The organism is Sphingopyxis sp., from assembly GCF_040216815.1.
Classification (GTDB): Bacteria; Pseudomonadota; Alphaproteobacteria; order Sphingomonadales; family Sphingomonadaceae; genus Sphingopyxis.
This window is the reverse complement of sequence record NZ_JAVJOJ010000004.1, coordinates 729,160-754,024: the sequence shown is the minus strand read 5'-3', so window position 1 is coordinate 754,024 and position 24,865 is coordinate 729,160. Positions and strand designations below refer to the sequence as shown.

Sequence of the window (24,865 nt, the reverse complement as noted above, 5' to 3'; positions counted from 1 at the left end):
GTCGGCGACCGATGCGGTCTCCCCCGCCCCCGATTCGATGGCAACTTCCGCGCCCAGCCCGATGAATTTCTTCACGGTTTCGGGGGTCGCAGCGACGCGAGTCTCGCCCGGAGCGAGCTCTTTCAGAACAGCGATGCGCATATGGGCCGGGTCAGGACGCGATCAGGAGGACAACAAAGATGGTTGCGATTCCGGTCAGAATCGAACCGACCTTCAGCAGGCTGAGGAAACCCGAATAGGTCTCGTTCGCCGCCTTCATTTCCTGCTGTGCCATCGTCTTTCCCCTTCACCCGTCCCGGCAACCGCGCCCTGCGCGTCGCCCGGTATCGCCAGAATCGGCCGTCGCGCCGGTCTTAGCCACGCATATGGCGATGCTCAATAGCCGGTTTGGTTCTACGGGCGATGATGGCAAAAGCCGAACGGCCTTAATCGCCCCTTTACCCCTCTCGGGTTAAATGGGGCGTTCACAATAGTAACATGATCCACGGCGCTCGAGGGGGCATATCCAGACAATGGCTAGCACGCGCGACACCCGAACGGTGATGATCGTCGACAGCGAGGCGGCGCAGCAGCGCTTTCTGTCGGCGCTTGTATCGCGCGGCGGATGGCGCAGCGTCATCGCCACCGACACCGACACCGCGCTCGCCAAGCTGGGCACGCAAGAAGGCATGGCGCTCGACGCCGTGCTGGTCGATCAGGGTGCGCCGGGATTGGACATCGCCGATTTCGTCGCCGAGCTGCGCCGCTGGCGCCCCGCGCTGCCGCTTGTCGTCATCACGATGCGCAACGGGGTCGAGGTCGCGGTAAAGGCGATGCGCGCCGGGGCGAGCGACTTCGTCCAGAAACCCATCGCTCCCGACCGGCTGCTCGAAGCGCTCGACCGGGCGATGGCGGATGGCGGACCACAGGGCGAGCTTCGCCCGCTCACCGAAAAATTGCGCGCGCCGCTGGCGTTCGAGGAAATCATCGGTTCGAGCCCCAATTTCCGCACCGCACTGGCGATCGCCGCCAAGGCTGCGCGCGCGCGCGTCCCGGTGATGATCAATGGCAAGCCCGGCACCGGCAAGGAAGTTTTCGCCCGCGCGATCCACGGCGCCAGCCCGCGCGCGCGCGGCCAGCTCGTCATGGTCGATTGCTCGGCGGTGTCGCCGGGGCTCATCGGATCGGGGCTGTTCGGGCACGAACGCGGTGCCTTCCCCGGCGCTTTCGACCGGCAGGTTGGTCGGCTCGTCCAGGCCGACGGGGGCAGCATCATCATCGACCATGTCGAGTGTATCCCGCTCGAAACGCAGGCCAAGCTGGTCGAGTTTCTGAACACGGGAGAGGTGCAGATGATCGGCGGATCGATCCGCCAGACGGTCGACGTCCGCATCATCGCGACGAGCGCCAGCCCGCTCGACAAGCTCATCGAGGCGGGGCATTTCCGCGAAGACCTGTTCTACGCGCTGTCGAGCGCGCAATTCACCCTGCCTTCGCTGTCCGAACGCCGCGGCGACGTCGGCCCGCTCGCGCGCCACTTGCTCGCGCGCATCGGCGGGTTGCCGGGCATGGGGCAGATCGGGATCACCGACGACGCACTGCGCCTGCTGGCCGCCTATGCCTGGCCGGGCAATGTCCGCCAGTTGCAGGACGTGCTGTTCCGCGCGGCGGTCGGCAGCACCACCGACGTCCTCACCGCCGCCGATTTCCGCGCGATCGAAGCGACGCTTGGCGGCGGAGCGGTCAACGATGGCGAGGTGGCGATCAATGGCGAGGCGATCGGCGTCACGCTTTACCTCCCCGACGGCAACCTTCGCCCGCTCGAAGACATCGAAGCCGATGTCATCCGCCTCGCGATCGGACATTATCGCGGCCGCATGAGCGAAGTGGCCCGCCGCCTGGGCATCGGCCGCTCGACGCTCTATCGCAAGCTCAGCGACCTCGGAATCGACACGGCGGCCTGACAGCTTTCGTCATCCCCGCGAAGGCCGGAGTGGCGGATCGAGCGGGTCAGCGCCCGCCGCGACGAAACGGTCGATGCCGCTTCATCCAGCTTTTGCCCCGCCGCCAGCTTTTCTTCAGGCCCCGCGCGGCGATGCCCTCGAACATTGCGTCAGGGCTGGTGGGATCGAGCAATTCATTGTCGGCGATAAAATCGTCCATCGGACCCGGCGCGACCAGATCGAGCAGTTCGAGCGAACGCCCCGGCGCGCGCAGCTCCTCGATCGCTGCGATCAGCGACCCCGAACCATCGAAGGTGCGTGCGACCTTTGCCGGATCGACGCCCAGATGCTCGGCCATCAGCGATTCGCGCAGCTTGCGGATCGTCGGCCCCGCGCCGCGGTTCGCCGGCAGCGCAGCGTCGATCGTCACGTCGCATTCGCTGTCGAGCCCCATCGAACGGTTATTCATGTTCGACGACCCGATGCGCAGCAGCCGGTCGTCGACGATCGCGGTCTTCGCGTGCACATAGATGGGTTCGCCGCCCGCGGTATGCGGGACATAGATGCGCAGCCGGCTCCCATGCCTTGCCTTCGCAATCGCGCGCACCAGCTTCACGCGCGCAGCGTCCATCGCCATCTGTTCCAGCCAGCCATCGGCCGTTTCCGGCATCACCATCACAAATTCGGGCGCATCATTCTCTTCAAGTCGCGCGGCGATCGCGGCGGCGATCTTGCCGCTCGTGAAATATTGATTCTCGAAATAGATGAAGCGCTCTGCCGCCGCGATCATGTCGAGATAGAGTTGCTCGATCTCGCGCACTTCGGGGTAGCCGTCATATTCGGCGCGCGAGCGCGAAATGGCGACGTCGACATCGGTAAAATCGGCATCGAGCGCGGCGGGCCAGTTTTCGCCGTCGCCCTTGACATCGCGCAGCGGTTTTTTCGTTGCGCGCTGCCAGCGTTCGTTGCCGAGTTCGGCAAGCGCGCGCCCGACATCGCCCGCGAGAATCATCGTCGAATCGTGCCAGGGCGGATAGGGCTTGCGATCGGGATTGCTGCGGCGCGCGTCATCATCCCGGTGCTCGCGCGTGTCCCAGCGCGATGCCGCGACGTCGATTCCGCCGCACACGGCCAGATGGTCGTCGAAAACCGCGACCTTCTGATGATGGCTGCACCCGGCGGGGTGCGCACTGTCGAGGCGAAAGCTGATCGAGCGCGTCGCTTTCCAGCGCAGGATGATCGCGAGGACGCTCGGCACCAGAAAATGTTTCAGGCCGCCGAAATTCCAGCGCAATATGTCGATGTCGCGGCCGGGTTTGGCACGCGCAAGGCCGAGCAGATAATGGCCGAGCGATTCGCCCCGACCTTCGGCGTCGGGCTCCAGCGTGATCCGCGGATCGAAATCCCAGCCGATCAGCAGGATGCGTTCCTTCGCACCCGCCATCAGCTCTTTCAGCAAGCGGAAATAGTCGGCAGCGTCGACGATCATGCGCGCCTTTTCGGCGCGTTCGATCCGCCAGCAATTGCGGCCTTCGACGACAATCGGTTTCAGATCGCTGCCCATCGCCGCCGACACGCTCGGCGGCGGCGATGGTTGCGTCGGCACGGCGTCAGGCCGCGAAGAATTGTTCGGGGGTCAACGTCATCAACGCCTCGCTGCCCGCCTCGATCTTGCGGCGCAGCGCCCCCGCATCGGGCAGGAAGCGCTCGCCAAAATGGCGGGCGGTGACGATCTTGGCCTCCATGAAATCCTTGTTGCCGCGCGCGTCGCTCAGCGCCGCCTGCGCCGCTTCGGCCATGCGCAGCCACATCAGGCCGAGCGCGACGATGCCCGTGATGTGCATATAATGATACGCACCCGCGCCGACATTGTCGGGGTTCGTCATTCCATTCTGCATGAACCACATCGTCGCGGCTTTCAGTTCACCATTCGCCTTTTCAAGCCGACCGGCGAAATCGGCGAGCGCCGGCTTGTCCTTTGCCGCGGCGCATTCGGCGTCGACGATCGCAAAGAAGGCCTGAACTGCGCGCCCGCCATTCTGCGCAAGCTTGCGGCCGACAAGGTCCATCGCCTGGACGCCATTCGCACCTTCATAGATCATGGTGATGCGCGCATCGCGGACATATTGGCTCATGCCCTGTTCCTCGATGTAACCATGGCCGCCGAATATCTGCTGCGCGTTGGTCGCGACCTCATACCCCTTGTCGGTGCCATAGCCCTTGATCACGGGCGTGAGCAGGCTGACGAGGTCGTCGGCCTGCTGCCGTTCCTCTTCGCTTTCGGCGAGGTGCGCGAGATCGACCTGGAGCGCGCCCCACAGGCACAGCGCGCGCAGCCCTTCGACGGTCGCCTTGGCGTCCATCAACATCCGCCGCACGTCGGGGTGGACGAACAGCGGGTCGGCCTTTTCCTGCGGGTCTTTCGGCCCCGTCAGTGCGCGTCCCTGGCGGCGGTCCTGCGCATATTGAAGGGCGTTCTGGAAAGCGACGTCGGCTTGCCCCAGCCCCTGAATGCCGACGCCGAGCCGCGCGGCGTTCATCATGATGAACATCGCGGCAAGCCCCTTATTCTCCTCGCCGACCATCCATCCCTTTGCCCCGTCGTAATTCATCACGCAGGTCGAATTGGCGTGAATCCCCATCTTGTGCTCAATCGACCCGCACGAAAGGCTGTTCCGCTCGCCGAGCGAGCCGTCGTCGTTCACGATGAACTTGGGCACGATGAACAGCGAGATGCCCTTGACACTGTCCGGGGCGTCCGGGGTTTTCGCCAGGACAAGGTGGATGATATTTTCCGTCAGGTCATGCTCGCCCGACGAGATGAAGATCTTGGTTCCCGTCACCGCATAGCTGCCATCGCCGTTCGGCACCGCGCGCGTGCGGATCATGCCGAGATCGGTGCCGGCGTGCGGCTCGGTCAGGTTCATCGTGCCGCTCCATTCGCCGGCGATCATCTTCGGCACATAGGTCGCCTTCTGCTCCTCCGACCCTTTCACCAGGATCGCGGCGGTCGCGCCCTGCGTCAGCCCCGGATACATGGCGAACGCCTGATTGGCGGCGTTGCGATATTCCTCGACGGGGAAACCGATGACATGCGGCAGGCCCTGTCCGCCGAACGCCTCGGGCGCGGTCAGCAGCCCCCAGCCGGCCTCAGAATAGGCCTTATAGGCCTCCTTGAAGCCCTGGGGCGTCGTGACGCTGCCGTCGTCGTGGCGCGTGCACCCCTCAAGGTCGCCCGACTGGTTGATCGGGAAAAGCACCTCCTCGCAGAATTTGCCCGCCTCGGTCAGCACCGCCTCGATCATGTCGGGGGTCGCATTGGCAAAGCCCGGCAGGTTCGAATAGCGCTCGATTCCGAGCACATCGTTGAGGAGGAACAACGTGTCCTGCACAGGGGCGCGATAGACGGGCATGGGGTATCCTTCTGAAAAGCAGTTGATCGTTTCAAACTTGCCCGGGGAGAGGCAGAGGGTCAGGAGCCGCGCGGCCTATTGACCGGCATCGACTTTCTTCACCGTTTCGATGAAGCGTGACAGCTCATCTACAGCGCTGTCAATATCGTCGCGCTGGCGACGCAGCAATGCGATGCGTTCCTCGCATTTTTCGATCGTCACCTGGCGTTGCAGCTTGCGCCCGTCGCCGACGTCGTAAAGGTCGATCATTTCGCGAATGTCGGCCAGGCTGAACCCGGTGCGCTTGGCGCGCAAAATCCAGGCGAGCCGGGCGCGGTCGCGTTTGGAATAGATGCGCGACAACCCCTTGCGCGACGGGCTGATCAGCCCTTCGTCCTCATAGAAGCGCAGCGCGCGGGCGGTCACGCCGAACTCGGTCGACAGATCGGTGATGCTGAACTGTTCGCGCCCCAGATGATCGGGCGTATCGATATGGGCGTGGCCGTAGGGTTCGGTCATCCCGCGAAACTAGTTTCCGTTGACGTGAACGTCAAGAGCGCCGAAACGCGCTTTGCCGGACCGTTCAGTCCGCACAGGGTCGCCCTATATTGCCGCGCCGGTCGGCGATCTGCAAGCCCCTCGCATCATCGGCCGACCAGCTCGCGCGCGGCAGGCGCAAACCCGCCAGCGACGCCCGGCTGGGGCACAGTTTTGCGCATTGCGGCGGCAACCGCCCTGGCAGGCGCAGTTCGTCGTCCTCTTCGTGAACATCGGCCTCGCAACCCTCGGCAGCAGCAAAGCGCATCCGCCATCCCTTGTCGGCGCGCACCATCGTCCCCTGCGCCGCGCAAGAGAGCGTCGAACCGAAGGCGGCCGTTATCGCAAACCGCCACTGCCCGGTCCCGTCGGGAACGACGCACATCGCGTCGCGGCCCAGATCGTGCCGCCGCTCGAACACGCCGACGGGCGAATCCGCTTCGGGACGGACGATTCCGCGTTCGCGTGCCGCGATTTCCAGCGGATTGCTGGCATCGACCCCGTTCGCGTCGGGGTCACGCCGCTCACATCCCGCAAGCAGCAGCGCCGCCAGCACCCAAAAGGCGTCAACCTTGCGCATCGTCCGTCAGAAAGGTCAGCGAACCATCGGCCTCGACGCGGCGATAGAAGCACGAGCGGCGCCCGGTGTGGCAGGCCGGCCCCGCGGGCCGGACCCGCAGCAGCAGAGCATCCTGGTCGCAATCGACTCGCATCTCAACGAGCGTCAGGCCGTTGCCCGACGTTTCGCCCTTGCGCCACAGCTCGCCGCGCGACCGCGACCAGAAATGCGCCTGTCCGGTTGCCCGCGTGCGCTCGATCGCCGCGTCATTCATATGCGCGACCATCAACAGCGCGCGGCTGTCGGCATCGACCACAATCGCAGTCACCAGCCCGGCGGCGTCGAAACGCGGGAAAAATCGGTCGGTCGTGTCGCGCTGTTCGTCCATGACCGCGCTTTAGAGCAGGATGGAAGCCGCTGTCACCCCGCCCCTTGCCGCCGATGTGACAATATCGTGATTAGGGGGCGACAATCGGCCTTCGGCTCCCTATATGCGCGCCAGTCACTGCCCCTGCCCCCTGGAACGACATGCTGACGACCCATCCTTTCGACGACGACAAGCTCCGCGAGGAGTGCGGCGTCTTTGGCATTCACGGCGCCGACAGCGCCTCTGCGGTTGTTGCGCTGGGCCTCCACGCGCTGCAGCATCGCGGACAGGAAGCCGCGGGCATCACCGCTTTCGACGGCAAGGATTTCCACACCCATCGTGCGATGGGCCATGTCGCGGGCAATTTCGATCGCGACGACATTATCCGCCAGCTCGACGGACCTTCGGCGATCGGTCATGTGCGCTATTCAACGACGGGCGAGACCGCGCTGCGCAACGTCCAGCCGCTGTTCGCCGACCTGTCGACGGGTGGCTTCGCCGTCGCGCACAACGGCAACATCTCGAATGCCGTCGCGCTGCGCAAGCTGCTCGTCCGCCGCGGCTCGATCTTCCAGTCGACCAGCGATACCGAGGTGATCATTCACCTTGTCGCGACGTCCAACTATCGGTCGCTGCTCGACCGCTTCATCGATGCGCTGAAACAGGTCGAAGGCGCTTATTCGCTGATCTGCCTGACCGCCGAGGGCATGATCGGTTGCCGCGACCCGCTCGGCATCCGCCCGCTCGTCATCGGCAAGCTCGGTGACGCGCATATTCTCGCCTCGGAAACCGTCGCACTCGACGTCGTCGGCGCGGAGTTCCTGCGCTCGGTCGAACCCGGCGAGCTGGTCATCATCCGCGACGGCCAGCTCACGTCGCACCGCCCGTTCGCCGACCAGTCGGCGCGGCCGTGCATCTTTGAATATGTCTATTTTTCGCGCCCCGATTCGATCGTCGACGGCACCAGCGTCTATTCGGTGCGCAAGGCGATCGGCGCCGAACTCGCGCGCGAAAATGCCGTCGACGCCGACCTTGTGATCCCCGTCCCCGATTCGGGCACGCCCGCCGCGATCGGCTATGCGCAGGAATCGGGGATTCCGTTCGAACTCGGCATCATTCGTTCGCACTATGTCGGACGCACCTTCATCCAGCCGGGCGACAAGGTTCGCCACCTCGGCGTCAAACTGAAGCATAATGCCAATCGCGCGCTGATCGCGGGCAAGCGCATCGTCCTGATCGACGATTCGATCGTGCGCGGCACGACGAGCCTGAAGATCGTGCAGATGATGCGCGATGCCGGCGCCGCCGAAGTCCATATGCGGATCGCGAGCCCGCCGACATCGCACAGCTGCTTTTATGGCGTCGACACGCCCGAGCGCGCGAAACTGCTCGCGGCGCAGATGACGGTCGGCCAGATGGCGAATTTCATCAATGCCGACAGCCTCGCCTTCCTGACGATCGACGGTCTTTATCGCGCGCTGGGCGAGGTGGACCGCAAGCATGATGCACCGCAATATTGCGACGCCTGCTTTACGGGGGATTATCCGACCACGCTCACCGATTTCGACGAGCATGGATTGGATGACCAATTTTCGCTGCTTGCCGAACGGGTTGTCTGACATAATGACCAACAAGTCTGAGGAACTGGCGGGCCAGGTCGCGCTCGTCACCGGGGCCAGTCGCGGCATCGGCGCCGCGATCGCCGAATCGCTCGCGACACGCGGCGCGCACGTCGTGATCACCGCGCGGACGGCAGGCGGGCTCGAGGAGCTGGAGGATCGCATCCACGCGGCGGGCGGGAGCGCGACGATCGCGCCGCTCGACCTGACCGATGGCGATAGTATAGCCCGCCTTGCGAGCGCGATGGCCGAGCGCTGGCAACAGCTCGACATGCTCGTGCTCAACGCCGCGATGCTCGGCACGCTGACCCCCGTGGCCGCGATCGACGGCAAGGAATTCAATCGGACGCTGACGCTCAACCTGATCGCACAGCAAGCGCTGATCGCCAATTTCGACCCGCTGCTTCGCCGCGCCGCGAACGGCCGCCTGCTTGCACTGTCGACCAGCGTTGCGCGCGAACCGCGCGCTTATTGGGGCGCCTATGCGGCATCCAAGGCGGCGCTCGAGGTGCTGGTGACAAGCTATGGCGCCGAAATGCGCAATATTTCGACCGTCCGCACGGCGATCCTCGACCCCGGCGGAACGCGCACCCAGATGCGCGCCCGCGCCTATCCAGGCGAAGATCCGCAGAGCATCAAGGAACCGGCCGCGGTGGGCGAATATGTCGCCGACCTGATGGTTCGGGGCTTTGACAGCACCGCCTTCCACGCGCTGCCCAAGGTCATGGAAAAAGCTTAACGCCATTTTCGCTTTCCTGCGCTAAGTTGCGCGCAAAACAGGGTTTGCGAGGGCGTGAAATGACCAGAAGTATCTTGCGATCGGCGATCGCCACTGTGATTGGTGTCGCCATCGCGTTCGGGCTGATCTGGCTGGCGCAATATGCGGGCAGCGAAATTTCCCCCGACGTTTACGACCCCGGCAGCGGCGAAATACTGATCCCCGTCGGATCGACGATCGCCCTTATCGCTGGCTGGTTCATCGGCACCTTCGCGGGAGGCTGGCTTGCCATGCGCATCTCTACCGGCCTCGGGGCAGGCTGGATCGTGGCCGGCGCGGTCATCGGCGCGGCGCTGTACCGCGCGATAACCCTCGCCGATGCCTGGTGGATCATGGCGCTGGGCGTCGCCGTCCCGCTTACCGCCGTGTGGCTGGCGCAGCGCGCGGCGGCAATTGCAGTCGACTAAAATCCGTCGCCCCCGCGAGGACGGGGCCGCTATCGGCGTGGCGCAAGGTTGTCAGCGGCCCCTGTCTTCGCGGGGACGACGACTTATTCTGCTTCCTTGTCCACCGCCGCCTGCACACGCTTGTAGAACGCCTCGCGCGCAGCGCCGACGCCTTCGGGATCGGTCGCGGTCGGCCAATTGCCGTTTGACGCGATCACCAGCCTGCGCTTGGGGTCGATGAAGATGCCCTGCCCGAATATGCCCTGCGCGGCGAAGCTGCCGTCGTCGTTCGTCCACCATTGATAACCATAACCGCGGCCCGGAATGTCGATCCCGGCCTGTTTGGTCGTGGCCGACGCCAGCCAGTCGTCGGGCAGCACCTTCTGCCCGCCGGCAACGCCGCCGTTCAGGATGAACTGGCCGAAGCGCGCATAATCCTTGAGGCTTGCCGATAGGCAGCAGCCGCTGATCTCGTGCCCCGTCGCCCCGAGCATCCACACCGCGTCCTGCTCCATGCCAAAGGGCTTCCAGATTTTTTCCGACAGATATTGCGACAATGTCTTGCCCGTCGCGCTCGATACCAGAACGCCGATCAGATTGGTTTCGCCCGTCTTGTACACCCACTTCGACCCCGCCGGCGCTTCGCGTGGCAAACTCTTCATATAGCTCACCGTTATATCTTCGCCCGCAACGGGTTTCTGCAGGTTGAACTGTGCGACGTCGGATTTGGGATCGGTATAATCCTCGTTCCATTTGACGCCCGAGGTCATCGTCAGCAGCTGGCGCACGCTGACATCGTCATAGGCCGACCCTTTCAGACCCTGGATATAGGCCGTCACCTTGTCGTCCAGGCTTTTGATGTAGCCGTCCTTCACCGCCGCGCCCACAAGCGTCGAGGTAAAGCTTTTCGCAACCGAAAAACTCGTCCAGCGGCCGGCAGCGCCATAGCCCAGGGCATATTTTTCCAGCCGCACCTTGCCGTCCTGCACGATGATCAGCCCCGCGTTGCGCTGCGCCGCCATATGGGCATCGACGTCGACGCCCAGATCGAGCGGTTTGCCCTGGGGCAAGGGATAAACCGCATCGCCCGCCTCGATGGTGTTGACCACAACCTTGGGCACCGTCTCCATCGTACGGAAGGCAAGGTCGCGTTGATCCTGAGTCCAGAAGAGCACGTTCAAATCCTTTGGCAGTTGATCGGTCGCTTGGGTCGTGGCGGGTGCACTGCACGCCGCCGCGGTGCCGAGCAGCGCCACCGCCAGAAATCGTCGCATTCTTCTTCCTCCCCTGTTTTCAGCCCGATTTTTCAAGCGTCACTTGCGCAACGTCGATGCCGCCACCGCGAAAGCCGCCCTCGCAATATTGCAGATAATAGCGCCACAGCCCGACGAAGCGCGCGTCGAAACCGGACGGCAGCCGGTCGGCGGCGGCCGCGGCGTCGAACCGCTCGCGCCACTGCCGCAGCGTTTCGGCATAATCGCCGCCAAAGCGCCGCACGTCGCGCCACTCAAGCCCCCTTGCCTCGGCAAGCGCCCGAAAGCGGCTTTCGGAAATCAGACAACCGCCGGGGAAGATATAGGCCTGAATGAAGTCGCTGCTCGCCGCATAGCGCTCGAACAGCGCATCGTTGATCGATATATATTGGATCGCCGCCTTGCCGCCGGGACGGAGCAGCCGCGCGATCGTATCGAGATAGGCGGGCCAATAGGCCTCCCCTACGGCTTCGACCATCTCGACGCTGGCGATCGCATCGACCGGCCCTTGCACGTCGCGATAATCGCATAGCTCGATCCGCGAACGCCCTGACAGATCGACCGCCGCCAGCCGCGCATCGGCCACCTCGGCCTGCGAGGGCGACAGGGTAATGCCGGTATAGATCACATCGTGCCGCTCGACCGCGCGTTCGGCAAGCGCGCCCCACCCGCACCCGATTTCGAGCAGCCGCGCCCCCGATCGGAGGTCCAGCCGGTCGAGAATCGCATCGACCTTTGCCGCCTGCGCCTCTTCCAGTGATTGCCCCGCGTCCGTGAACAGCGCGCTCGAATAATTCATGCCATGGTCGAGCCACAAGCGATAGAAATCATTGCCCAAGTCATAGTGTGCGTGGATATTCCGGCGCGCGCCCCGCCGATCGTTGCGGCGAAGCGCATGAAGAGCGCGATGGAGCCAGCGAGACGGGCCGTGCGCGCGCGCCACATTGCCCAGCGCCTCGCCATTGCGCATGAACAGGTCGAACAGCGGAACGGGATCGGGCGAGGACCATTCGCCTTTCTCCCACGCGCGATACCAGCCCACCGAACCCGACAGTGCGAGCCGCGCCAGCGCCGCCCAGCTATGCAGATGGACGATGGCGGTCGGCCCGCCGCCGCGCCCCCCGATCAGGCGGACGCTGCCGTCGGGCAGATGCCCCTCGATCGTTCCCGCAATCAGTCCCGCATCGATACGATCGAGCATCTGATGGAACAGGAACGATGGCGCCATTCCAATGAGCCGCGCCGCCATTCCCCCCGCGCGATAGGCGCGATCGGCGCGGAGCAGTTCCTTGCCGCGGCGGGGGCTGACATGCGTGTTCACAACTTCCTTCCTGCCCCAAAGCTTCGCCGCTGACAATCGCATGTCGCGCGCCGCCATGACGTCATTCGGGGACCGTCATTCCGCGCGGCTGGCGGTATCCGGCGCTGTGAGGCGCACCTGGAACCGGTCCTCGGCCAGCGGGTGCATGAACCGCTGGTCGCGCAGCAACAGCGCATCGCCGTGGCGCTCCGCCACCGGCATCCGCGCCCAGAAGAGGAACGCGCGCGCATCGGGATCGGCCTTCGCCCACATCGCGAGCCGGCTGTCGTCCATGCCGGTCGGCTGGCCGGTCAGGTCGATGTGCCCGCCCGCCCCCGGCGTAAAACCGGCGATGCCATAGCGATCCTGCGTACGCCAGAAGATGTCGCGTCGCCAGAAAGCGAGCGGCGGCGGACTCGCTACGACGAGCGCGCCCGTCTGCCCGCTCGCAGCAAGCGCGTCCGACGCCATCCGCTCGGCCGCGCCGGTGATCAGCCCGTTTGCAACGATATAGGCCGAAACCGCCGCGAATCCGGCCCATGCGGGGCGCTGCCATTCCGCCTCCCCGCGCCGCTCCCGCCGGAACGACAGCCAGAGCGACGCCGCGAGTGCGATCCATATCCACAAATCGATGATGAAGATGCTGTCGCCATAGAACCATTTCGAGGAAAAGGGTTCGAGCAGGCGAATGCCGTAATTGTTGAGCCAGTCGAGCGCGGGATGGCTGAGGCATCCGATGTAGGCGAGCGCAAGCAGCCAGCCCTTGTCGATGGGCAGCCGTGCTGAGGGCCTGGTACCGCGCCCCGTTTGCCAGCGGTCGAACGCCAGCATCGCCGCCCATAAGAGGAGCGGGAGCAGCAGCATCGCGATCGGACCATGGGTAATGCCGCGCCGAAAGCCCAGGTGCTGAACACCGTCGAGCCAGAACAGGCACGCGGCGTCGATGTCGGGCAGGTTCGCCGCGATAATCAGCGTGGGCATCGCCAAGCCGCTTTTGCGTTTGAGCCCCATCTGGCCCAGCAATGCGCCGACCAGGCTGTGCGTCAGATTATCCATGGCGCGGGTGGCGTCAGAGCTCGGGCCCTTTTTCGGTCACGGTCCAGGTTTGCCCTTTTTTGAGAAGGCCTTGCAGGTCGGCCTTCTTGCCTTCGGCCGCGGCCTGATTCTGCCGCACGACATCGGCCTCGAACGTCGGGCGCGGGTCGTCGTAGAGTACGCCAAGCGCCATCGGAAACTCGCCAAAGCGCATTTCGACGAGCATGTGCGCGACGCTGCGGTTGGTGACGTCGTGGACGATCACGCCCGCCGACTGCCAGTCGCCATCAACCACGTCGACGACTTTCAGGTGCAGTTCTTCATTGTCGAGCGCGATACCCTTTGTGCCTTTCGCGAACAGCATCGGCTCGCCCTGCTTCAGCCAGAGCTGGCGGTCCTCCGCTCCTTTCGGCGCCGCGAAATCCTCGAACACGTCCTTGTTATAGACGATACAGTTCTGGAAAATCTCGATAAAAGCCGCGCCCTTGTGCGCATGTGCGGCCTTCAGCACGTTGGGCAATTCCTTCGACACGTCGAAGCCGCGCGCGACGAACCGCGCGCCCGCGCCAAGCGCAAAGGCGGCGGGCTGTGCGGGGCGATCGACCGAACCATAGGGGGTCGAAGGGCTGGTCGTTCCCACCCGGCTGGTCGGCGAATATTGCCCCTTGGTCAGGCCATAAATCTCGTTGTTGAACAGCATGATCTGGCAATCGAGGTTGCGCCGAATGAGGTGCATCGTGTGATTGCCGCCGATTGACAGCCCGTCACCGTCGCCGGTGACGATCCAGATGTCGAGGTTCGGATTGGCGAGCTTCAGCCCGGTCGCGAACGCCGGTGCGCGGCCGTGGATCGTGTGGAAACCATAGGTCTCCATATAATAGGGGAAGCGCGACGAGCAGCCGATGCCGCTGATGAACACGGTGTTTTCGGGCGCGGTGCCGATTTCGGGCATGGTGCGCTGCACGGCTTTGAGGATCGCATAGTCGCCGCATCCGGGGCACCAGCGGACCTCCTGATCGGTTTCCCAATCCTTGAGCGTCGTGGTGCGCGCGATGGTGGTCATCTCGTTCATCTTAGAGGGCTCCCTCGATCGCGGCTTCGATTTCGGCGATGGTGAAGGGCTGGCCCGACACCTTGTTCACAGGTCTGGCGTCGACCAGATATTGATCGCGCAGCACCGTCTTCAATTGCCCCGTGTTCATTTCGGGCACGATCACCTTGTCGTAGCTTTTCAAAAGCTCGCCGAGATTGGCAGGCAGCGGCCAGATGTGGCGGATATGGACGTGGCTGACATCGGCCCCTTCGGCGCGCTTGCGGCGTACCGCCTGGTGGATCGGGCCAAAGGTCGAACCCCAGCCTACAACCGCCAGTTTGCCGCCCTCGGCGCCGAGTTCGACGACCTGGTCGGGCACCGCGATGCCGTCGATCTTGGCCTTGCGGATGTCGGTCATCGCCTGGTGGTTGCCGGGCGCATAGTTGATGTGGCCGGTGTCGACTTCCTTCTCGATCCCGCCGATGCGGTGAAGCAGGCCGGGCGTGCCGGGCTTGACCCACGGACGCGCGAGCTTTTCGTCGCGGCCATAAGGTTTGAAGCCGCCTTCGGGCGCTTCGGTCAGGAACTGAACCGGGAAATCGTCATAGGCGGTGAGGTCGGGCACCTTCCACGGCTCGGCAGCGTTGGCGATATAGCCATCGGTGAGCAGCATCACCGGCGTCATATATTCGACCGCGATACGGCACGCCTCGATCGCGCATTCGAACGCATCGCCCGGCGAGCGGGCTGCGATCACCGGCATCGGCGCATCGCCGTTGCGGCCATAAACCGCCTGATAAAGATCCGACTGCTCGGTCTTGGTCGGCAGGCCCGTCGAAGGCCCGCCGCGCTGCGAATTGACGATGACAAGCGGCAGTTCGGTCATGATCGCGAGACCCATCGCCTCGCCCTTCAGCGCTATGCCCGGCCCCGACGAGCTGGTCACGCCCAGCGACCCGCCATAGCTCGCGCCGATCGCCGAACAGATCGCAGCAATCTCGTCCTCGGCCTGAAAGGTCGTGACGTCATATTCCTTGAGCCGCGACAGATGATGCAGGATCGCCGACGCCGGGGTGATCGGATAGCCGCCAAAGAACATCGGCAGTTTGGCAAGCTGCGCGCCCGCGACGAGGCCGAGCGCAATGCCCTCGGCCCCCGTCAGCGTGCGATAAAGGCCGGGTTCGGCGGGCGCCGGATCGACATGATGCTGCTTGAGCGGTCCCGCGAGCTCGGCGGTTTCGCCATAGGCGTGCCCCGCATTGAGCGCCGCGATGTTGGCGGCGGCGAGGTCGGGGGCCTTCGCGAATTTCGCGTTGAGCCAGTCGATCAGCGGCTGGCGGTCACGGTCGAACATCCAGAGCGCGAGCCCCAGCGTCCACATATTCTTGCAGCGCAGCGCCTCCTTGTTGCCAAGGCCAAAGGGCTTCACCGCATCCATCGTCAGCTGGCTGATGTTGAGCTTTAAAAGCTGCCATTTGGCGAGGCTGCCGTCGTCGAGGGGATTTGCGTCATATTTCGCCTTGGCGAGGTTGCGGTCGTTGAACTCGCCCTCGTCGGCAATGATCAGCCCGCCGGGCTTCAACTGCGGCACATTGGTCTTGAGCGCCGCGGGATTCATCGCGACGAGCACGTCGGGCGCGTCGCCCGCCGTGTCGATCGCCGACGATCCGAAATTGATCTGAAAGGCCGAAACGCCGAACAACGTGCCCTGCGGCGCGCGAATTTCGGCAGGAAAGTCGGGAAAGGTCGCAAAATCATTGCCCGCGAGCGCCGACGACAGGGTGAATTGTCCGCCGGTCAGCTGCATTCCGTCGCCGCTGTCGCCGGCAAATCGAACCACCACCGCATCCGAAAGGGGGGACTGGCGCGTGTCGCCCGCCCGGTCCTCTACCGCTGTCGCCATTTTTTCTTCTGCCTCAAATCTTGCGAACCTGTGACATGGGCCTAGGCCTCTGCGCCGCAAGCCGCAATTGAGAAAAAATTGTGCGCCGCAAAGGGTGACGCACAGGTGAGTTTCATTTCGGGATTGAATTTGGGCCGCCGATCCCGAATAGCTTGACACAATTCGATCAGGGAGAGACGCGAATGACCGACGGCACCACCCCTTATACACGCCCCGACGTGGCGGCGTTCCTTGCCTTCCTGAACGCGCAGGAAGGGCCGAAGATGGAGGAGTTGCCGCCGACAGGCGCGCGCGAGATGTTCCGCATGATGGGGCAGCTTGCCGACGTTCCGCGCGGCGACATCGCAAAGGTCGAGGATCGGACGATTCCCGGTCCCGCCGGAGAGATTCCGATCCGCATCTATGACAACCGCCCCGACCGCGAGGCAGGGCCCGTGATGGTCTTTTTCCACGGCGGCGGCTGGGTGATCGGCGACCTCGACACCCACGATCCCTATTGCGCGGAAACGGCGCGTCAACTCGACATGCCCGTGATTGCGGTCGATTATCGGCTTGCGCCCGAACACCCCTTCCCGGCCGCGCCAGAGGATTGCGAAGCGGCGGCGCGCTGGGTTGCCGACAATATCGCCTGCACCGGGCTTGTCCTGTCGGGCGAAAGCGCGGGCGGCAATCTGACGATCGCGACCGCGCTCAGCCTGCGCGACAAACCCGCGTCGAAGCCGGTCATCGCGATCCATCCCATCTATCCCGCAGTCACGACGCACAACGACTGGCAAAGCTACCGCGATTTCGGCGAAGGCCATTTGCTGACGCAAGGCGGCATGACCTGGTTCGGCAATCATTATGCCGCCGATCCCGCCGACTATCGCGCGTCGCCGCTCGATTTCCCAGCCGAAGGCCTGCCGCCGACCCTGCTCGTCACCGCCGGCCTCGATCCGCTGCGCGATCAGGGGCGTGCTTATGCGGCCAAGCTGATCGAGGCGGGCGTTCCCACCTATTTTCGCGAGGCGAAGGGCAATATCCACGGCTATATCAACCTGTCGCAGGGCATCCCGAGCGCGAAGGAGGATATTCGCGGCGCACTGACCATATTGAAAGCGATCGTCGCCGAGGCTAGCGGAGCCGCATGATCGACCACGACAAGCTCCCCTATCGCCCCTGCGCGGGCGTCATGCTCGCGAACCGCACCGGCCGTGTCTTTGTCGGCCAGCGACTCGATACGTCGAGCGAGGCGTGGCAGATGCCGCAAGGCGGGATCGACGATGGCGAGGACGCCGAAACGGCGGCGATCCGCGAGCTGGGCGAGGAAACAGGCGTCCACGGCGGGCTGGTCGACATCATCGCGCGCAGTCGCGAGGAATATTTCTATGACCTGCCCGACCATCTGATCGGCAAGATGTGGGGCGGCAAATATCGCGGCCAGCGCCAGCACTGGTTCCTGATGCGCTTCATGGGCGAGGACAGCGACATCAATATCCACACCGAACATCAGGAGTTCCGCGCGTGGCGCTGGGCCGAACTGGACGAGATCGAAAAACTGATCGTCCCGTTCAAACGCGCGCTCTACCGCGGACTGGTCGAGGAATTCGGCCCGCTGGTCTGATCCTTCAGCGCCAGCGCGGTCCGAAAGACATCGGCGAACATCTCAGCCGTCAGCCGCCCGGTGTTCGTGTTGTAGCGCGAGCAATGATAGCTGTCGACGAGGTACCGCCCCTCCGGCAATGGATGGACCGCTCCGTGCGCAAAAGGATGCGCGGCGAGCCGTTCTCCGGCCGCCCGCAGCGCCGCATCATGCGCAATGCGTCCGAGCGCGATCATCACCTTGACGTTGGCAAGAGCCGCGAGCTGCCCCTCCAGAAACATCCGGCACTGCGCAATTTCCGCGGGCGTCGGCTTGTTCTGCGGCGGCAGGCATTTGACGCTGTTGACGATGATCGCGCCGTCGAGCGCCAGCCCGTCGTCGACGCGCGCGTCATATCGGCCCTTGGTCAGCCCGAAAGCGGCGAGGGTCGCGAACAGCAGGTCGCCCGCATAATCGCCCGTGAACGGCCTTCCCGTGCGGTTGGCGCCATGCTTGCCCGGCGCCAGTCCGACGAGGGCGAGCCACGCGGCGGGGTCGCCAAAGGCGCGGACCGGGGCGTTCCACCAGTCGGGATGCTCGGCCTGGCACGCGCGGCGCAGCGCGACCAGCCGCGGACAACGGGGACAATCGCGCGGCGGCTCGGTTCCGGGGAGCGGGCTATCAATTTCCATATAGCTGCGATAGGCGCGCGGACATGAACGATGCAATGCCGCTGCCGTTATATGCCATCGGGCTCGGGTCGAATCGCCGCCACGCGCGCTATGGCGACCCCCGCCGGGTGCTGCTTGCGGCGCTGGCGGCGCTCGAAAGCGAGGATGTCGAGGCGGTCGATGCCAGCCCGATCATCGCGAGCGATCCGATTGGTCCCTCGCGCCGCCGCTACGCCAACGCCGTCGCCCTTGTTGCGTCGGAACTCGCCCCGCCCGAAATGCTCGCGCGCTTGCAGGCGATCGAGGCGCGCTTCGGCCGCCGCGCCGGGCAGCGCTGGGGCGCGCGTACGCTCGATCTCGACATATTGCTCTGGTCGGGCGGCGCCTGGTCCGATGCAGCGCTCACCATCCCCCACCCCGCGCTTACCGATCGTGCGTTCGTGCTCGGTCCGCTGCGCGCCATCGTGCCCGAATGGCGTCATCCGCTCTCCAGCCACAGTATCCGCCAGCTCGCCGCGCGCCTTGTCCGTCCAAAGCCGGTTGACCGCTGCGTCCCAGCGCACTAGGGCGGCGGCTCATTTCGTGCGCCGCACCGTTCCGGCGCCGGATGGGCCCTTAGCTCAGTCGGTAGAGCAACTGACTTTTAATCAGTAGGTCGCTGGTTCGAACCCAGCAGGGCTCACCACATTTAAACCACTATGATTCCATAAGCAGCGCCGACACATGCCCGGCAGCGCCCACAGGCACGCCGCCCCAGTGGAGGAAGACAATTGACCACGCTGATTACCGGAGCCGCCGGATTTATCGGAATGCAGGTCGCGGCGGCCTTGCTTCGCCGCGGCGAGGGCGTGGTCGGCATCGACAATTTCACGCCCTATTATTCGGTGGAACTCAAGCGCGCGCGGGTCGCGGAGCTGACCGCACGGTTCGGCGATCTCTTCACCCTCCTCGACGTCGATTTCGGTGATGCAACGGCGCTCACGGCCGCGCTGGCGCACCATGACATCGACCGGATCATCCACCTCGGCGCGCAGCCGGGCGTGCGCTATTCGCTCGAAAATCCGGCCGCCTATGTTCACTCGAACATCGCGGGGCATGTCAACATATTGGAACTGGCGCGCCACCGCGCGATTTCGCATCTGGTTTATGCGTCGTCATCGTCGGTTTACGGAATGCGTGCCGATGCTCCTTTTCGCGTCGCCGACCGCGCCGACGCGCCGATCTCGCTCTATGCAGCGACCAAACGCGCCGACGAACTGATGAGCGAAACCTATGCCCATCTGTTCCGGATTCCCCAGACCGGCCTGCGCTTCTTCACCGTCTATGGCCCGTGGGGTCGCCCCGACATGGCGGTGTGGAAATTTACCGAGGCGGTGCTGCAGGGGCGGCCGATCGACGTCTATAATCATGGCGATATGCGCCGCGACTTCACCTTCATCGACGATATTGTGAACGGCGTGGTTCTGGCGCTCGACAATCCACCACCCGACGATCGGCGCGAAAAGCCGGGGGGCTTCTTTACCCCGCATCGGCTGTACAACATCGGCAACAATCGGTCGGAACAATTGACCGACCTGATCGCCGCGATCGAAGCCGCGTGCGGACGCAAGGCCGCGGTCAACCTGCTGCCGATGCAGGATGGTGATGTCTACCAGACCGCCGCCGACATCGGGGACATCGGCCGCGACCTGGGCTTCGCGCCGACCACGCCGATCTCGATCGGTGTTCCGGCCTTTGTCGAATGGTATCGGGACGAATGGCTGCCCCGCAGGGTCTGAGCGTCACCAGCGCAGAAAACGCGGCAGGATCAGCCGCCCCGCGACCGCCGAAATGACGACCGCCAACCCGTGCCACAATGCGATGTGGATCAGATCGTCGTCGGCGCAGTGCAGACCAATGATCGTGGCCCCCGCGGCGCCCGACGCAAGGCCGATCACCCAGCCCGCGCGCGCCGGAGAGGTCGGAGCCGCCGATTTCAACCATAAGAACAAGGCGGCCCCGACACCCAGTCCCGAGGCGATGCCAAGCGACAGGCAATGGGCATCCAGCCCATTACGCGCCGCATCCATCGCCGCATGGCCGTCGCCGACCGCCAGCAGCAGCGCCGCAAGCGGCAGCGAAAGCGCCGCGAGCACCGCCCAGCGCCAGCCGTTATAGTCGCGTCCGACGCCGGGCAGCCCCATGCGCAGCGCGCTCCACGCCGCGGCCGCGCCCGTCGCCGCGATGAGCCAGAAGCTGAGCATCGACAGCGCCGGCATCCCGCCCGCGGCAAGATCATGGCGCATCCCGTACAGCCACAGGAGCAATATCGCCCCTGCAAGCCACCCCAGCGCCGTCCAGAGCAGGCCGCGAGCCATTTTTTTGGGTGGCACCGGCTTCAGTTCGTCAGCCAGCCCATCGATCAGATTGTCGATCGATCCCTCGTTCATTTTATTCACTTTCAATCAGTTGAGCGAGTTTCTTAAGGCCGCGGTGAATGTTGACCTTGACCAGAGATTCGCTTTGTCCGCAGATTTTCGAGGCCTCGGCGATCGACGCGCCCTCGATCTTGACCAGGGTGATCGCTTGGGCCTGTCCAGGCGGCAGCAAGGTCATCAGCCGGTCGATGCTGAGCCGGGCATGGACCGCCTCGTCCTTCGCGCCGACCGCGGCATCATGGTCGCCAAGCTCGACCTCCTCCTTCTGTCGCCGCAGCATGTCGATCCAGCGATAACGGGCGATCGCCGCGAGCCATGGCAGAAAGGGCCGGCCGCTGTCCCACGTCGCCAGCTTGCGATGCATCGACACCAAGGTTTCCTGGATCAGATCGTCGATCTGGTGCGGCGCGATCCGGCGCGCGAAATAGCGTGCAAGCCAGTGGCGGCAAGCGCCGAGCAGCGCGCGATAGGCCGCACGATCCCCGCACTGCGAAGCGGCCATCAACCGCGCGAGCGAGGGTTCGTCGAGGCTCATCTCCTGCGCAGCCTAGCAAAAAGCGTATCCAGCGCGAACAGCCCGCCGCCGCGCACGATCAGCATCGCCGCCATCGCGGCCCATAGCGAATGGGCCGGCCACCAGGCGTCGGGAAAAACGAAGATCTGGATCACCAGCGTCATCACGAGCAGCGCCGCGGCCGAAAAGCGCGTCGCGAGGCCAACGAGCAGCAAGGCCGGAAACAGGTGCTCGGACCACACGGTCAGCGGGGCGGCAAGCGCGGGATCGAGTGGCAGGCCCGAAAATTCATTGGCGAACAGCTCATATTGAATGGGGTCGATCGCGGGAAAGCCGCTCGCGGCGAGCTTGGTCTGCCCCGACCGCCAAAAGACACCGGCGAGCGCAGCACGCATCAGAAGCAGCGCCGCACCCTCGGCAATCCGCGACGATGCGATCAAGGCAGTGCGATCGTAAAGACGGACCAGATGTTTCATTCATCCCACCTTTCAAAAGCCCCGGCGTCGATCAGCGCCGCAATCGCTGCGCCGCCACCCGGATGCCGTTCGTCGAGGAGCGCGATCAGAGTGCCGAGCGCCGTCGGGTCGGCCGCGGCCGCCAGCACTGCCTTCTCGGCGGGGTGCGCCGCGAACAAGCGGACGTCGGCGTCGGGACGCGTGACAAGGACTGCCGCCGTATCCGGCGCGAAGGCGGCGTCGATCAGCGGGGCAGAACCGGGCGCGAGCGGCACGATCCGCGCGGCCGGATGATGGCGGACCCGAAGCGCGAGGAGCCCGGCTTCGCCACCTCCCGCCAGCTCGGCCAGTTGCAGCGCGCGGGCGTCGGCGGCGTGATAGCTTTCGAGCCATGCCCATTCGACACGCGCGATCGAAGCGGCGACCGGATCGGTCAACCAATCGGCGAATCCGGCGCCAATGTCGGCCAGTGCGCGCCGCCCTGCCCCGCCCGATTCGACGAAAGCCCGCGACAGCCGGTTGAACGCGCCCGCGCCGAGATGGGCGCGCAGGCGCGGAAAACTTTCCTCCAGCGCGACGAGGCGCGCGTGCGAAATGCTATTGGCGTGAACGCGCAGCCCGCGAAGAACCGCAGCCTCATCGCCCGCGAAAAGTCCGGCCGGCAAATGCCGCGGACCAAGGAGCAGCGTCGCTGCCACCGCCGCCTGATCGCCGTCAAGCATCGACGAGTTCCAGCACGGCGTCAGCGCGCGCTGCCTCCGCCATCAGTACCGCCCAGTCGGGCACATCGCTGTCCCATTCGATCAGTATGGGCCGTGGTCCGGCCCGGCGCAGAAAACGCGCGAGCAGCGCCCAGCAGCTACTCCGCACCGGCGATCCATGATCGTCGATCGCAATTCGTCCCCCGCCGCCGTCATCCTTCACGGCGTGGCCGGCGACATGGATTTCGCCGACCAGCGCGGGGTCGATCGCATCCAGCCAGGTTTCGGCGTCGAACCCCAGGTTGAAGGCCGATACCTCGACATTGTTGATGTCGAGGAGCAGCCCGCAGCCGCTGCGGCGGCAAAGCGCGTGGAGAAAGGCTGCCTCATCCCAATCGTCGTGCGCATAGGCCAGATAGCGCGAAGGATTTTCGATGAGGATGCGGCGGCCAAGCCGGTCCTGAACGCGGCCCACCCCGGCCGCAAAATGGTCGAGTGCGGCGTTCGTATAGGGGATGGGCAGCAGGTCGGGAAATTTGTCGCGCGGCGTGCTGCTCCAGCTGAGATGATCGGACACCATCGCGGGCCGGTATCGATCGCAGAGCAGCGCCAGCGCGTCGAGTTCTTGCGGGTCAGGGCCGTCTGTCGACCCGATCGAGAGGCCGACCGAATGAAAGCTGACCGGCACCCGGTCGGCGATCGCGGCCAACCAGCGGTGCGGCGGCCCGCCCGCGCCGAAATAATTTTGGGGATGCACCTCGACCCAGGCGGGCGCCGCGCCCCGCTCCCACGCCGCGAGCACATCGGCATAGTGACGGGCTTTCAGCCCGATACCGGCGCGCCGGGGCAGCGAGGGAGACGGGGTAGCGGCCACGGGATCAGCCCTTCTTGGGTACCGGTTTGGCATTGCCCTTATGCGCGGTCAGCGTGCCGCCCATTTTTTCGCAAGCACCCTTGGCGACATATTTCCAGGCATTACCCTGATAGTCGACGGTCGAAGTGCCCGCACAGCTCGTACCGGGGCCGGCGGCACAGTCGTTCTTGCCCTTGAGCGCGACGCCATAGCATTTTTCCTTGGCGCCTTCGGCCGCGATGGCGCTTCCGGTCGCGGCATGGCCCGCGGCGAGCGCGAGCACCGCCGAAGCGGCGAGCGACAGTTTCAGCGATTGGGTCATCGGAATCTCCCTGATAAATGGATCGATGCGGAGGATGGCATCATCCATGGGTTCGCGCGCTGCCCGCAAAAGGTTACGAACGACACGGGCGGCAATTGGCAGCGGAGCGCCAATCGCTTAGGAGCAGCGGGCCGGTCGCCATTCGATCGGCGGAGGGAAAAGCGCAGGATGAACATTCTTCTGACCGGCGGCACGGGCTATATCGGCAGCCATGTCGCGGCCACGATGGCCGCGGCGGGCCACCGCGTCACCTGTTACGACAATCTGTCGAACAGCGACGCCGCGGTGATCGACCGGCTGGAAGCGATCACCGGCGCCGCGATCCCGCTCGTGATCGGCGACATCCGCGATGGCGACGCGCTGCGCCGGGCGATGCGCGGCCACGCGATCGAGGCCGTGATCCATTTCGCGGGACTGAAGGCCGTCGGCGAGTCGGTGGCCGAACCGATCAAATATTATGACAATAATGTTCGCGGCACGCTGTCGCTGATCGAGGCGATGATCGACTGCGGCGCCAAGCGGCTCGTCTTTTCGTCGAGTGCCACCGTTTACGGCGAACCGCAATATCTCCCGATCGACGAGGATCATCCGACATCCGCCACCAATCCCTATGGCCGGACCAAGTTGATGATCGAGGAGATGCTGGCGGACGTCGCGGCAGCCGATCCGGCGTGGCGCATCGCCATCCTGCGCTATTTCAACCCCGTCGGCGCGCATGACAGCGGCCTGATCGGAGAGAATCCCAATGGCGTCCCCAATAATCTGATGCCCTTCATCAGCCGCGTCGCCGCGGGCAAGCTCAACGAATTGTCGGTATTCGGCGACGATTACGATACACCCGACGGCACCGGCGTGCGCGACTATATCCATGTCGTCGATCTGGCCGCGGGCCATGCGGCGGCGCTGGCCGCCATAGCGGCAAGCGACCGCCCGCTCGCGACATGGAATCTCGGCACGGGACAAGGCTATTCGGTACTCGACATGGTGAAAGCGTTCGAGCGCGTGAACGGCGTCGCCATCCCCTATCGCATTGCACCCCGGCGCGCGGGCGACATCGCAAGCTGTTTCGCGAGCCCCGATCGCGCCGCGGAGGAACTCGGCTGGCGTGCGGAACGCGACCTCGACGCCATGTGCGCGTCGAGCTGGCGGTTCGAGCGGACCTTGGCGACGCGGAACGCGGAATAGTTTTGATCACATCGTCATTGCGAGCGCAGCGAAGCAATCCAGGGTGGTTTACGCTGCTCTGGATTGCTTCGCTGCACTCGCAATAACGGAGTTGGATGCCTG

Annotated in this window: 27 protein-coding genes, 1 tRNA gene and 1 pseudogene; 10 read left to right on the top strand and 19 right to left on the bottom strand. The window is 64.8% G+C overall.

Annotation, left to right across the window (positions count from 1 at the left end; translation table 11 throughout):
• A pseudogene (locus RIA72_RS07465) lies at nt 1-141 on the bottom strand (NAD(P)(+) transhydrogenase (Re/Si-specific) subunit alpha); the annotation flags it as partial.
• 10 nt (nt 142-151) lie between these two features.
• Nucleotides 152-274 (bottom strand): aa3-type cytochrome c oxidase subunit IV, encoded by a 123-nt coding sequence (locus tag RIA72_RS07460; RefSeq protein ID WP_350031677.1) that lies wholly within the window; start codon nt 272-274, stop codon nt 152-154.
• 238 nt (nt 275-512) lie between these two features.
• Between RIA72_RS07460 and RIA72_RS07455 the strand changes: the two genes are divergently transcribed.
• The gene (locus tag RIA72_RS07455; RefSeq protein WP_350031676.1) at nt 513-1,943 is read left to right on the top strand and encodes a sigma-54-dependent transcriptional regulator; all 1,431 of its coding nucleotides are present in this window, start codon (nt 513-515) and stop codon (nt 1,941-1,943) included.
• Between the two features lie 46 nt (nt 1,944-1,989).
• Here the strand turns inward: RIA72_RS07455 and RIA72_RS07450 are convergent, their stop codons facing one another.
• The 5 genes from RIA72_RS07450 to hisI form a co-directional block, all read right to left on the bottom strand.
• A complete protein-coding gene (locus RIA72_RS07450) occupies nt 1,990-3,528 on the bottom strand; it encodes a phospholipase D-like domain-containing protein (protein ID WP_350031675.1) in 1,539 nt (512 codons plus the stop codon).
• Between the two features lie 4 nt (nt 3,529-3,532).
• Complete coding sequence (locus RIA72_RS07445) at nt 3,533-5,335, bottom strand: acyl-CoA dehydrogenase C-terminal domain-containing protein (RefSeq protein ID WP_350031674.1); 1,803 nt, start codon at nt 5,333-5,335, stop codon at nt 3,533-3,535.
• Nucleotides 5,336-5,410: 75 nt separating this feature from the next.
• On the bottom strand, nt 5,411-5,833 hold the full coding sequence (locus tag RIA72_RS07440; protein ID WP_350031673.1) for a MerR family transcriptional regulator: 423 nt from the start codon (nt 5,831-5,833) through the stop codon (nt 5,411-5,413).
• 64 nt (nt 5,834-5,897) lie between these two features.
• Nucleotides 5,898-6,431, bottom strand: a complete 534-nt coding sequence (locus tag RIA72_RS07435) for a hypothetical protein (protein ID WP_350031672.1) — start codon at nt 6,429-6,431, stop codon at nt 5,898-5,900.
• Nucleotides 6,418-6,798: a phosphoribosyl-AMP cyclohydrolase gene (hisI, locus tag RIA72_RS07430; RefSeq protein WP_350031671.1), complete on the bottom strand. Its 381-nt coding sequence runs from the start codon at nt 6,796-6,798 to the stop codon at nt 6,418-6,420. Before hisI ends, RIA72_RS07435 begins: the two co-directional genes overlap by 14 nt.
• A gap of 140 nt (nt 6,799-6,938) precedes the next feature.
• Between hisI and purF the strand changes: the two genes are divergently transcribed.
• The 3 genes from purF to RIA72_RS07415 are packed head-to-tail and all read left to right on the top strand — an operon-like array spanning nt 6,939 to nt 9,581.
• Nucleotides 6,939-8,396, top strand: coding sequence for an amidophosphoribosyltransferase (purF, locus tag RIA72_RS07425; RefSeq protein WP_350031670.1), 1,458 nt, complete (start codon nt 6,939-6,941; stop codon nt 8,394-8,396).
• Nucleotides 8,397-8,400: 4 nt separating this feature from the next.
• Complete coding sequence (locus RIA72_RS07420; protein WP_350031669.1) at nt 8,401-9,135, top strand: SDR family NAD(P)-dependent oxidoreductase; 735 nt, start codon at nt 8,401-8,403, stop codon at nt 9,133-9,135.
• Nucleotides 9,136-9,194: 59 nt separating this feature from the next.
• Nucleotides 9,195-9,581 carry a hypothetical protein gene (locus tag RIA72_RS07415; protein WP_350031668.1) on the top strand — a complete coding sequence of 129 codons (387 nt, stop codon included), beginning with the start codon at nt 9,195-9,197 and terminating at the stop codon, nt 9,579-9,581.
• An 83-nt stretch (nt 9,582-9,664) separates the two neighbouring features.
• Here the strand turns inward: RIA72_RS07415 and RIA72_RS07410 are convergent, their stop codons facing one another.
• The 5 genes from RIA72_RS07410 to RIA72_RS07390 all read right to left on the bottom strand — a co-directional run bounded on the left by RIA72_RS07410 (nt 9,665) and on the right by RIA72_RS07390 (nt 16,084).
• Nucleotides 9,665-10,834, bottom strand: coding sequence for a serine hydrolase domain-containing protein (locus RIA72_RS07410; RefSeq protein WP_350031667.1), 1,170 nt, complete (start codon nt 10,832-10,834; stop codon nt 9,665-9,667).
• 19 nt (nt 10,835-10,853) lie between these two features.
• The gene (locus RIA72_RS07405; protein WP_502957942.1) at nt 10,854-12,134 is read right to left on the bottom strand and encodes a class I SAM-dependent methyltransferase; all 1,281 of its coding nucleotides are present in this window, start codon (nt 12,132-12,134) and stop codon (nt 10,854-10,856) included.
• A gap of 75 nt (nt 12,135-12,209) precedes the next feature.
• Nucleotides 12,210-13,169: a metal-dependent hydrolase gene (locus tag RIA72_RS07400; protein WP_350031666.1), complete on the bottom strand. Its 960-nt coding sequence runs from the start codon at nt 13,167-13,169 to the stop codon at nt 12,210-12,212.
• Nucleotides 13,170-13,182: 13 nt separating this feature from the next.
• Nucleotides 13,183-14,220 carry a 2-oxoacid:ferredoxin oxidoreductase subunit beta gene (locus RIA72_RS07395; RefSeq protein WP_350031665.1) on the bottom strand — a complete coding sequence of 346 codons (1,038 nt, stop codon included), beginning with the start codon at nt 14,218-14,220 and terminating at the stop codon, nt 13,183-13,185.
• Nucleotide 14,221: 1 nt separating this feature from the next.
• The gene (locus RIA72_RS07390; protein WP_350031664.1) at nt 14,222-16,084 is read right to left on the bottom strand and encodes a 2-oxoacid:acceptor oxidoreductase subunit alpha; all 1,863 of its coding nucleotides are present in this window, start codon (nt 16,082-16,084) and stop codon (nt 14,222-14,224) included.
• A gap of 182 nt (nt 16,085-16,266) precedes the next feature.
• On the opposite strand from RIA72_RS07390, the gene RIA72_RS07385 reads away from it, so the two are divergent.
• A complete protein-coding gene (locus RIA72_RS07385; RefSeq protein WP_350031663.1) occupies nt 16,267-17,214 on the top strand; it encodes an alpha/beta hydrolase in 948 nt (315 codons plus the stop codon).
• On the top strand, nt 17,211-17,687 hold the full coding sequence (locus RIA72_RS07380; protein WP_350031662.1) for an RNA pyrophosphohydrolase: 477 nt from the start codon (nt 17,211-17,213) through the stop codon (nt 17,685-17,687). The genes RIA72_RS07385 and RIA72_RS07380 overlap by 4 nt, the downstream gene beginning before the upstream one ends.
• Here RIA72_RS07380 and RIA72_RS07375 read toward each other — a convergent pair.
• Nucleotides 17,648-18,337, bottom strand: coding sequence for a uracil-DNA glycosylase (locus RIA72_RS07375; protein ID WP_350031661.1), 690 nt, complete (start codon nt 18,335-18,337; stop codon nt 17,648-17,650). The two genes, RIA72_RS07380 and RIA72_RS07375, sit on opposite strands and share 40 nt — an antisense overlap.
• A gap of 23 nt (nt 18,338-18,360) precedes the next feature.
• Here RIA72_RS07375 and folK point away from each other — a divergent pair, with 23 nt between their 5' ends.
• The 3 genes from folK (at nt 18,361) to RIA72_RS07360 (ending at nt 20,094) form a co-directional block, all read left to right on the top strand.
• A complete protein-coding gene (gene folK, locus RIA72_RS07370; RefSeq protein WP_350031660.1) occupies nt 18,361-18,882 on the top strand; it encodes a 2-amino-4-hydroxy-6-hydroxymethyldihydropteridine diphosphokinase in 522 nt (173 codons plus the stop codon).
• A gap of 43 nt (nt 18,883-18,925) precedes the next feature.
• A tRNA-Lys gene (locus RIA72_RS07365) sits at nt 18,926-19,001 on the top strand.
• Nucleotides 19,002-19,086: 85 nt separating this feature from the next.
• Nucleotides 19,087-20,094, top strand: coding sequence for an NAD-dependent epimerase/dehydratase family protein (locus RIA72_RS07360; protein ID WP_350031659.1), 1,008 nt, complete (start codon nt 19,087-19,089; stop codon nt 20,092-20,094).
• 3 nt (nt 20,095-20,097) lie between these two features.
• Here the strand turns inward: RIA72_RS07360 and RIA72_RS07355 are convergent, their stop codons facing one another.
• From RIA72_RS07355 to RIA72_RS07330, 6 genes are read right to left on the bottom strand one after another with little or no spacing between them, the layout of a single operon-like run.
• On the bottom strand, nt 20,098-20,745 hold the full coding sequence (locus RIA72_RS07355; protein ID WP_350031658.1) for an NrsF family protein: 648 nt from the start codon (nt 20,743-20,745) through the stop codon (nt 20,098-20,100).
• Nucleotide 20,746: 1 nt separating this feature from the next.
• Nucleotides 20,747-21,268 carry a sigma-70 family RNA polymerase sigma factor gene (locus tag RIA72_RS07350; protein WP_350031657.1) on the bottom strand — a complete coding sequence of 174 codons (522 nt, stop codon included), beginning with the start codon at nt 21,266-21,268 and terminating at the stop codon, nt 20,747-20,749.
• Nucleotides 21,265-21,723 carry a DoxX family protein gene (locus tag RIA72_RS07345; protein WP_350031656.1) on the bottom strand — a complete coding sequence of 153 codons (459 nt, stop codon included), beginning with the start codon at nt 21,721-21,723 and terminating at the stop codon, nt 21,265-21,267. The genes RIA72_RS07350 and RIA72_RS07345 overlap by 4 nt, the downstream gene beginning before the upstream one ends.
• A complete protein-coding gene (locus RIA72_RS07340) occupies nt 21,720-22,424 on the bottom strand; it encodes an HvfC/BufC family peptide modification chaperone (protein WP_350031655.1) in 705 nt (234 codons plus the stop codon). The genes RIA72_RS07345 and RIA72_RS07340 overlap by 4 nt, the downstream gene beginning before the upstream one ends.
• Nucleotides 22,417-23,277, bottom strand: coding sequence for an MNIO family bufferin maturase (bufB, locus tag RIA72_RS07335; protein ID WP_350031654.1), 861 nt, complete (start codon nt 23,275-23,277; stop codon nt 22,417-22,419). Before bufB ends, RIA72_RS07340 begins: the two co-directional genes overlap by 8 nt.
• A gap of 4 nt (nt 23,278-23,281) precedes the next feature.
• Nucleotides 23,282-23,578, bottom strand: coding sequence for a BufA1 family periplasmic bufferin-type metallophore (locus RIA72_RS07330; RefSeq protein WP_350031653.1), 297 nt, complete (start codon nt 23,576-23,578; stop codon nt 23,282-23,284).
• A 168-nt stretch (nt 23,579-23,746) separates the two neighbouring features.
• Here RIA72_RS07330 and galE point away from each other — a divergent pair, with 168 nt between their 5' ends.
• Nucleotides 23,747-24,763 carry a UDP-glucose 4-epimerase GalE gene (gene galE, locus RIA72_RS07325; protein WP_350031652.1) on the top strand — a complete coding sequence of 339 codons (1,017 nt, stop codon included), beginning with the start codon at nt 23,747-23,749 and terminating at the stop codon, nt 24,761-24,763.
• Nucleotides 24,764-24,865 lie beyond the last annotated feature (102 nt).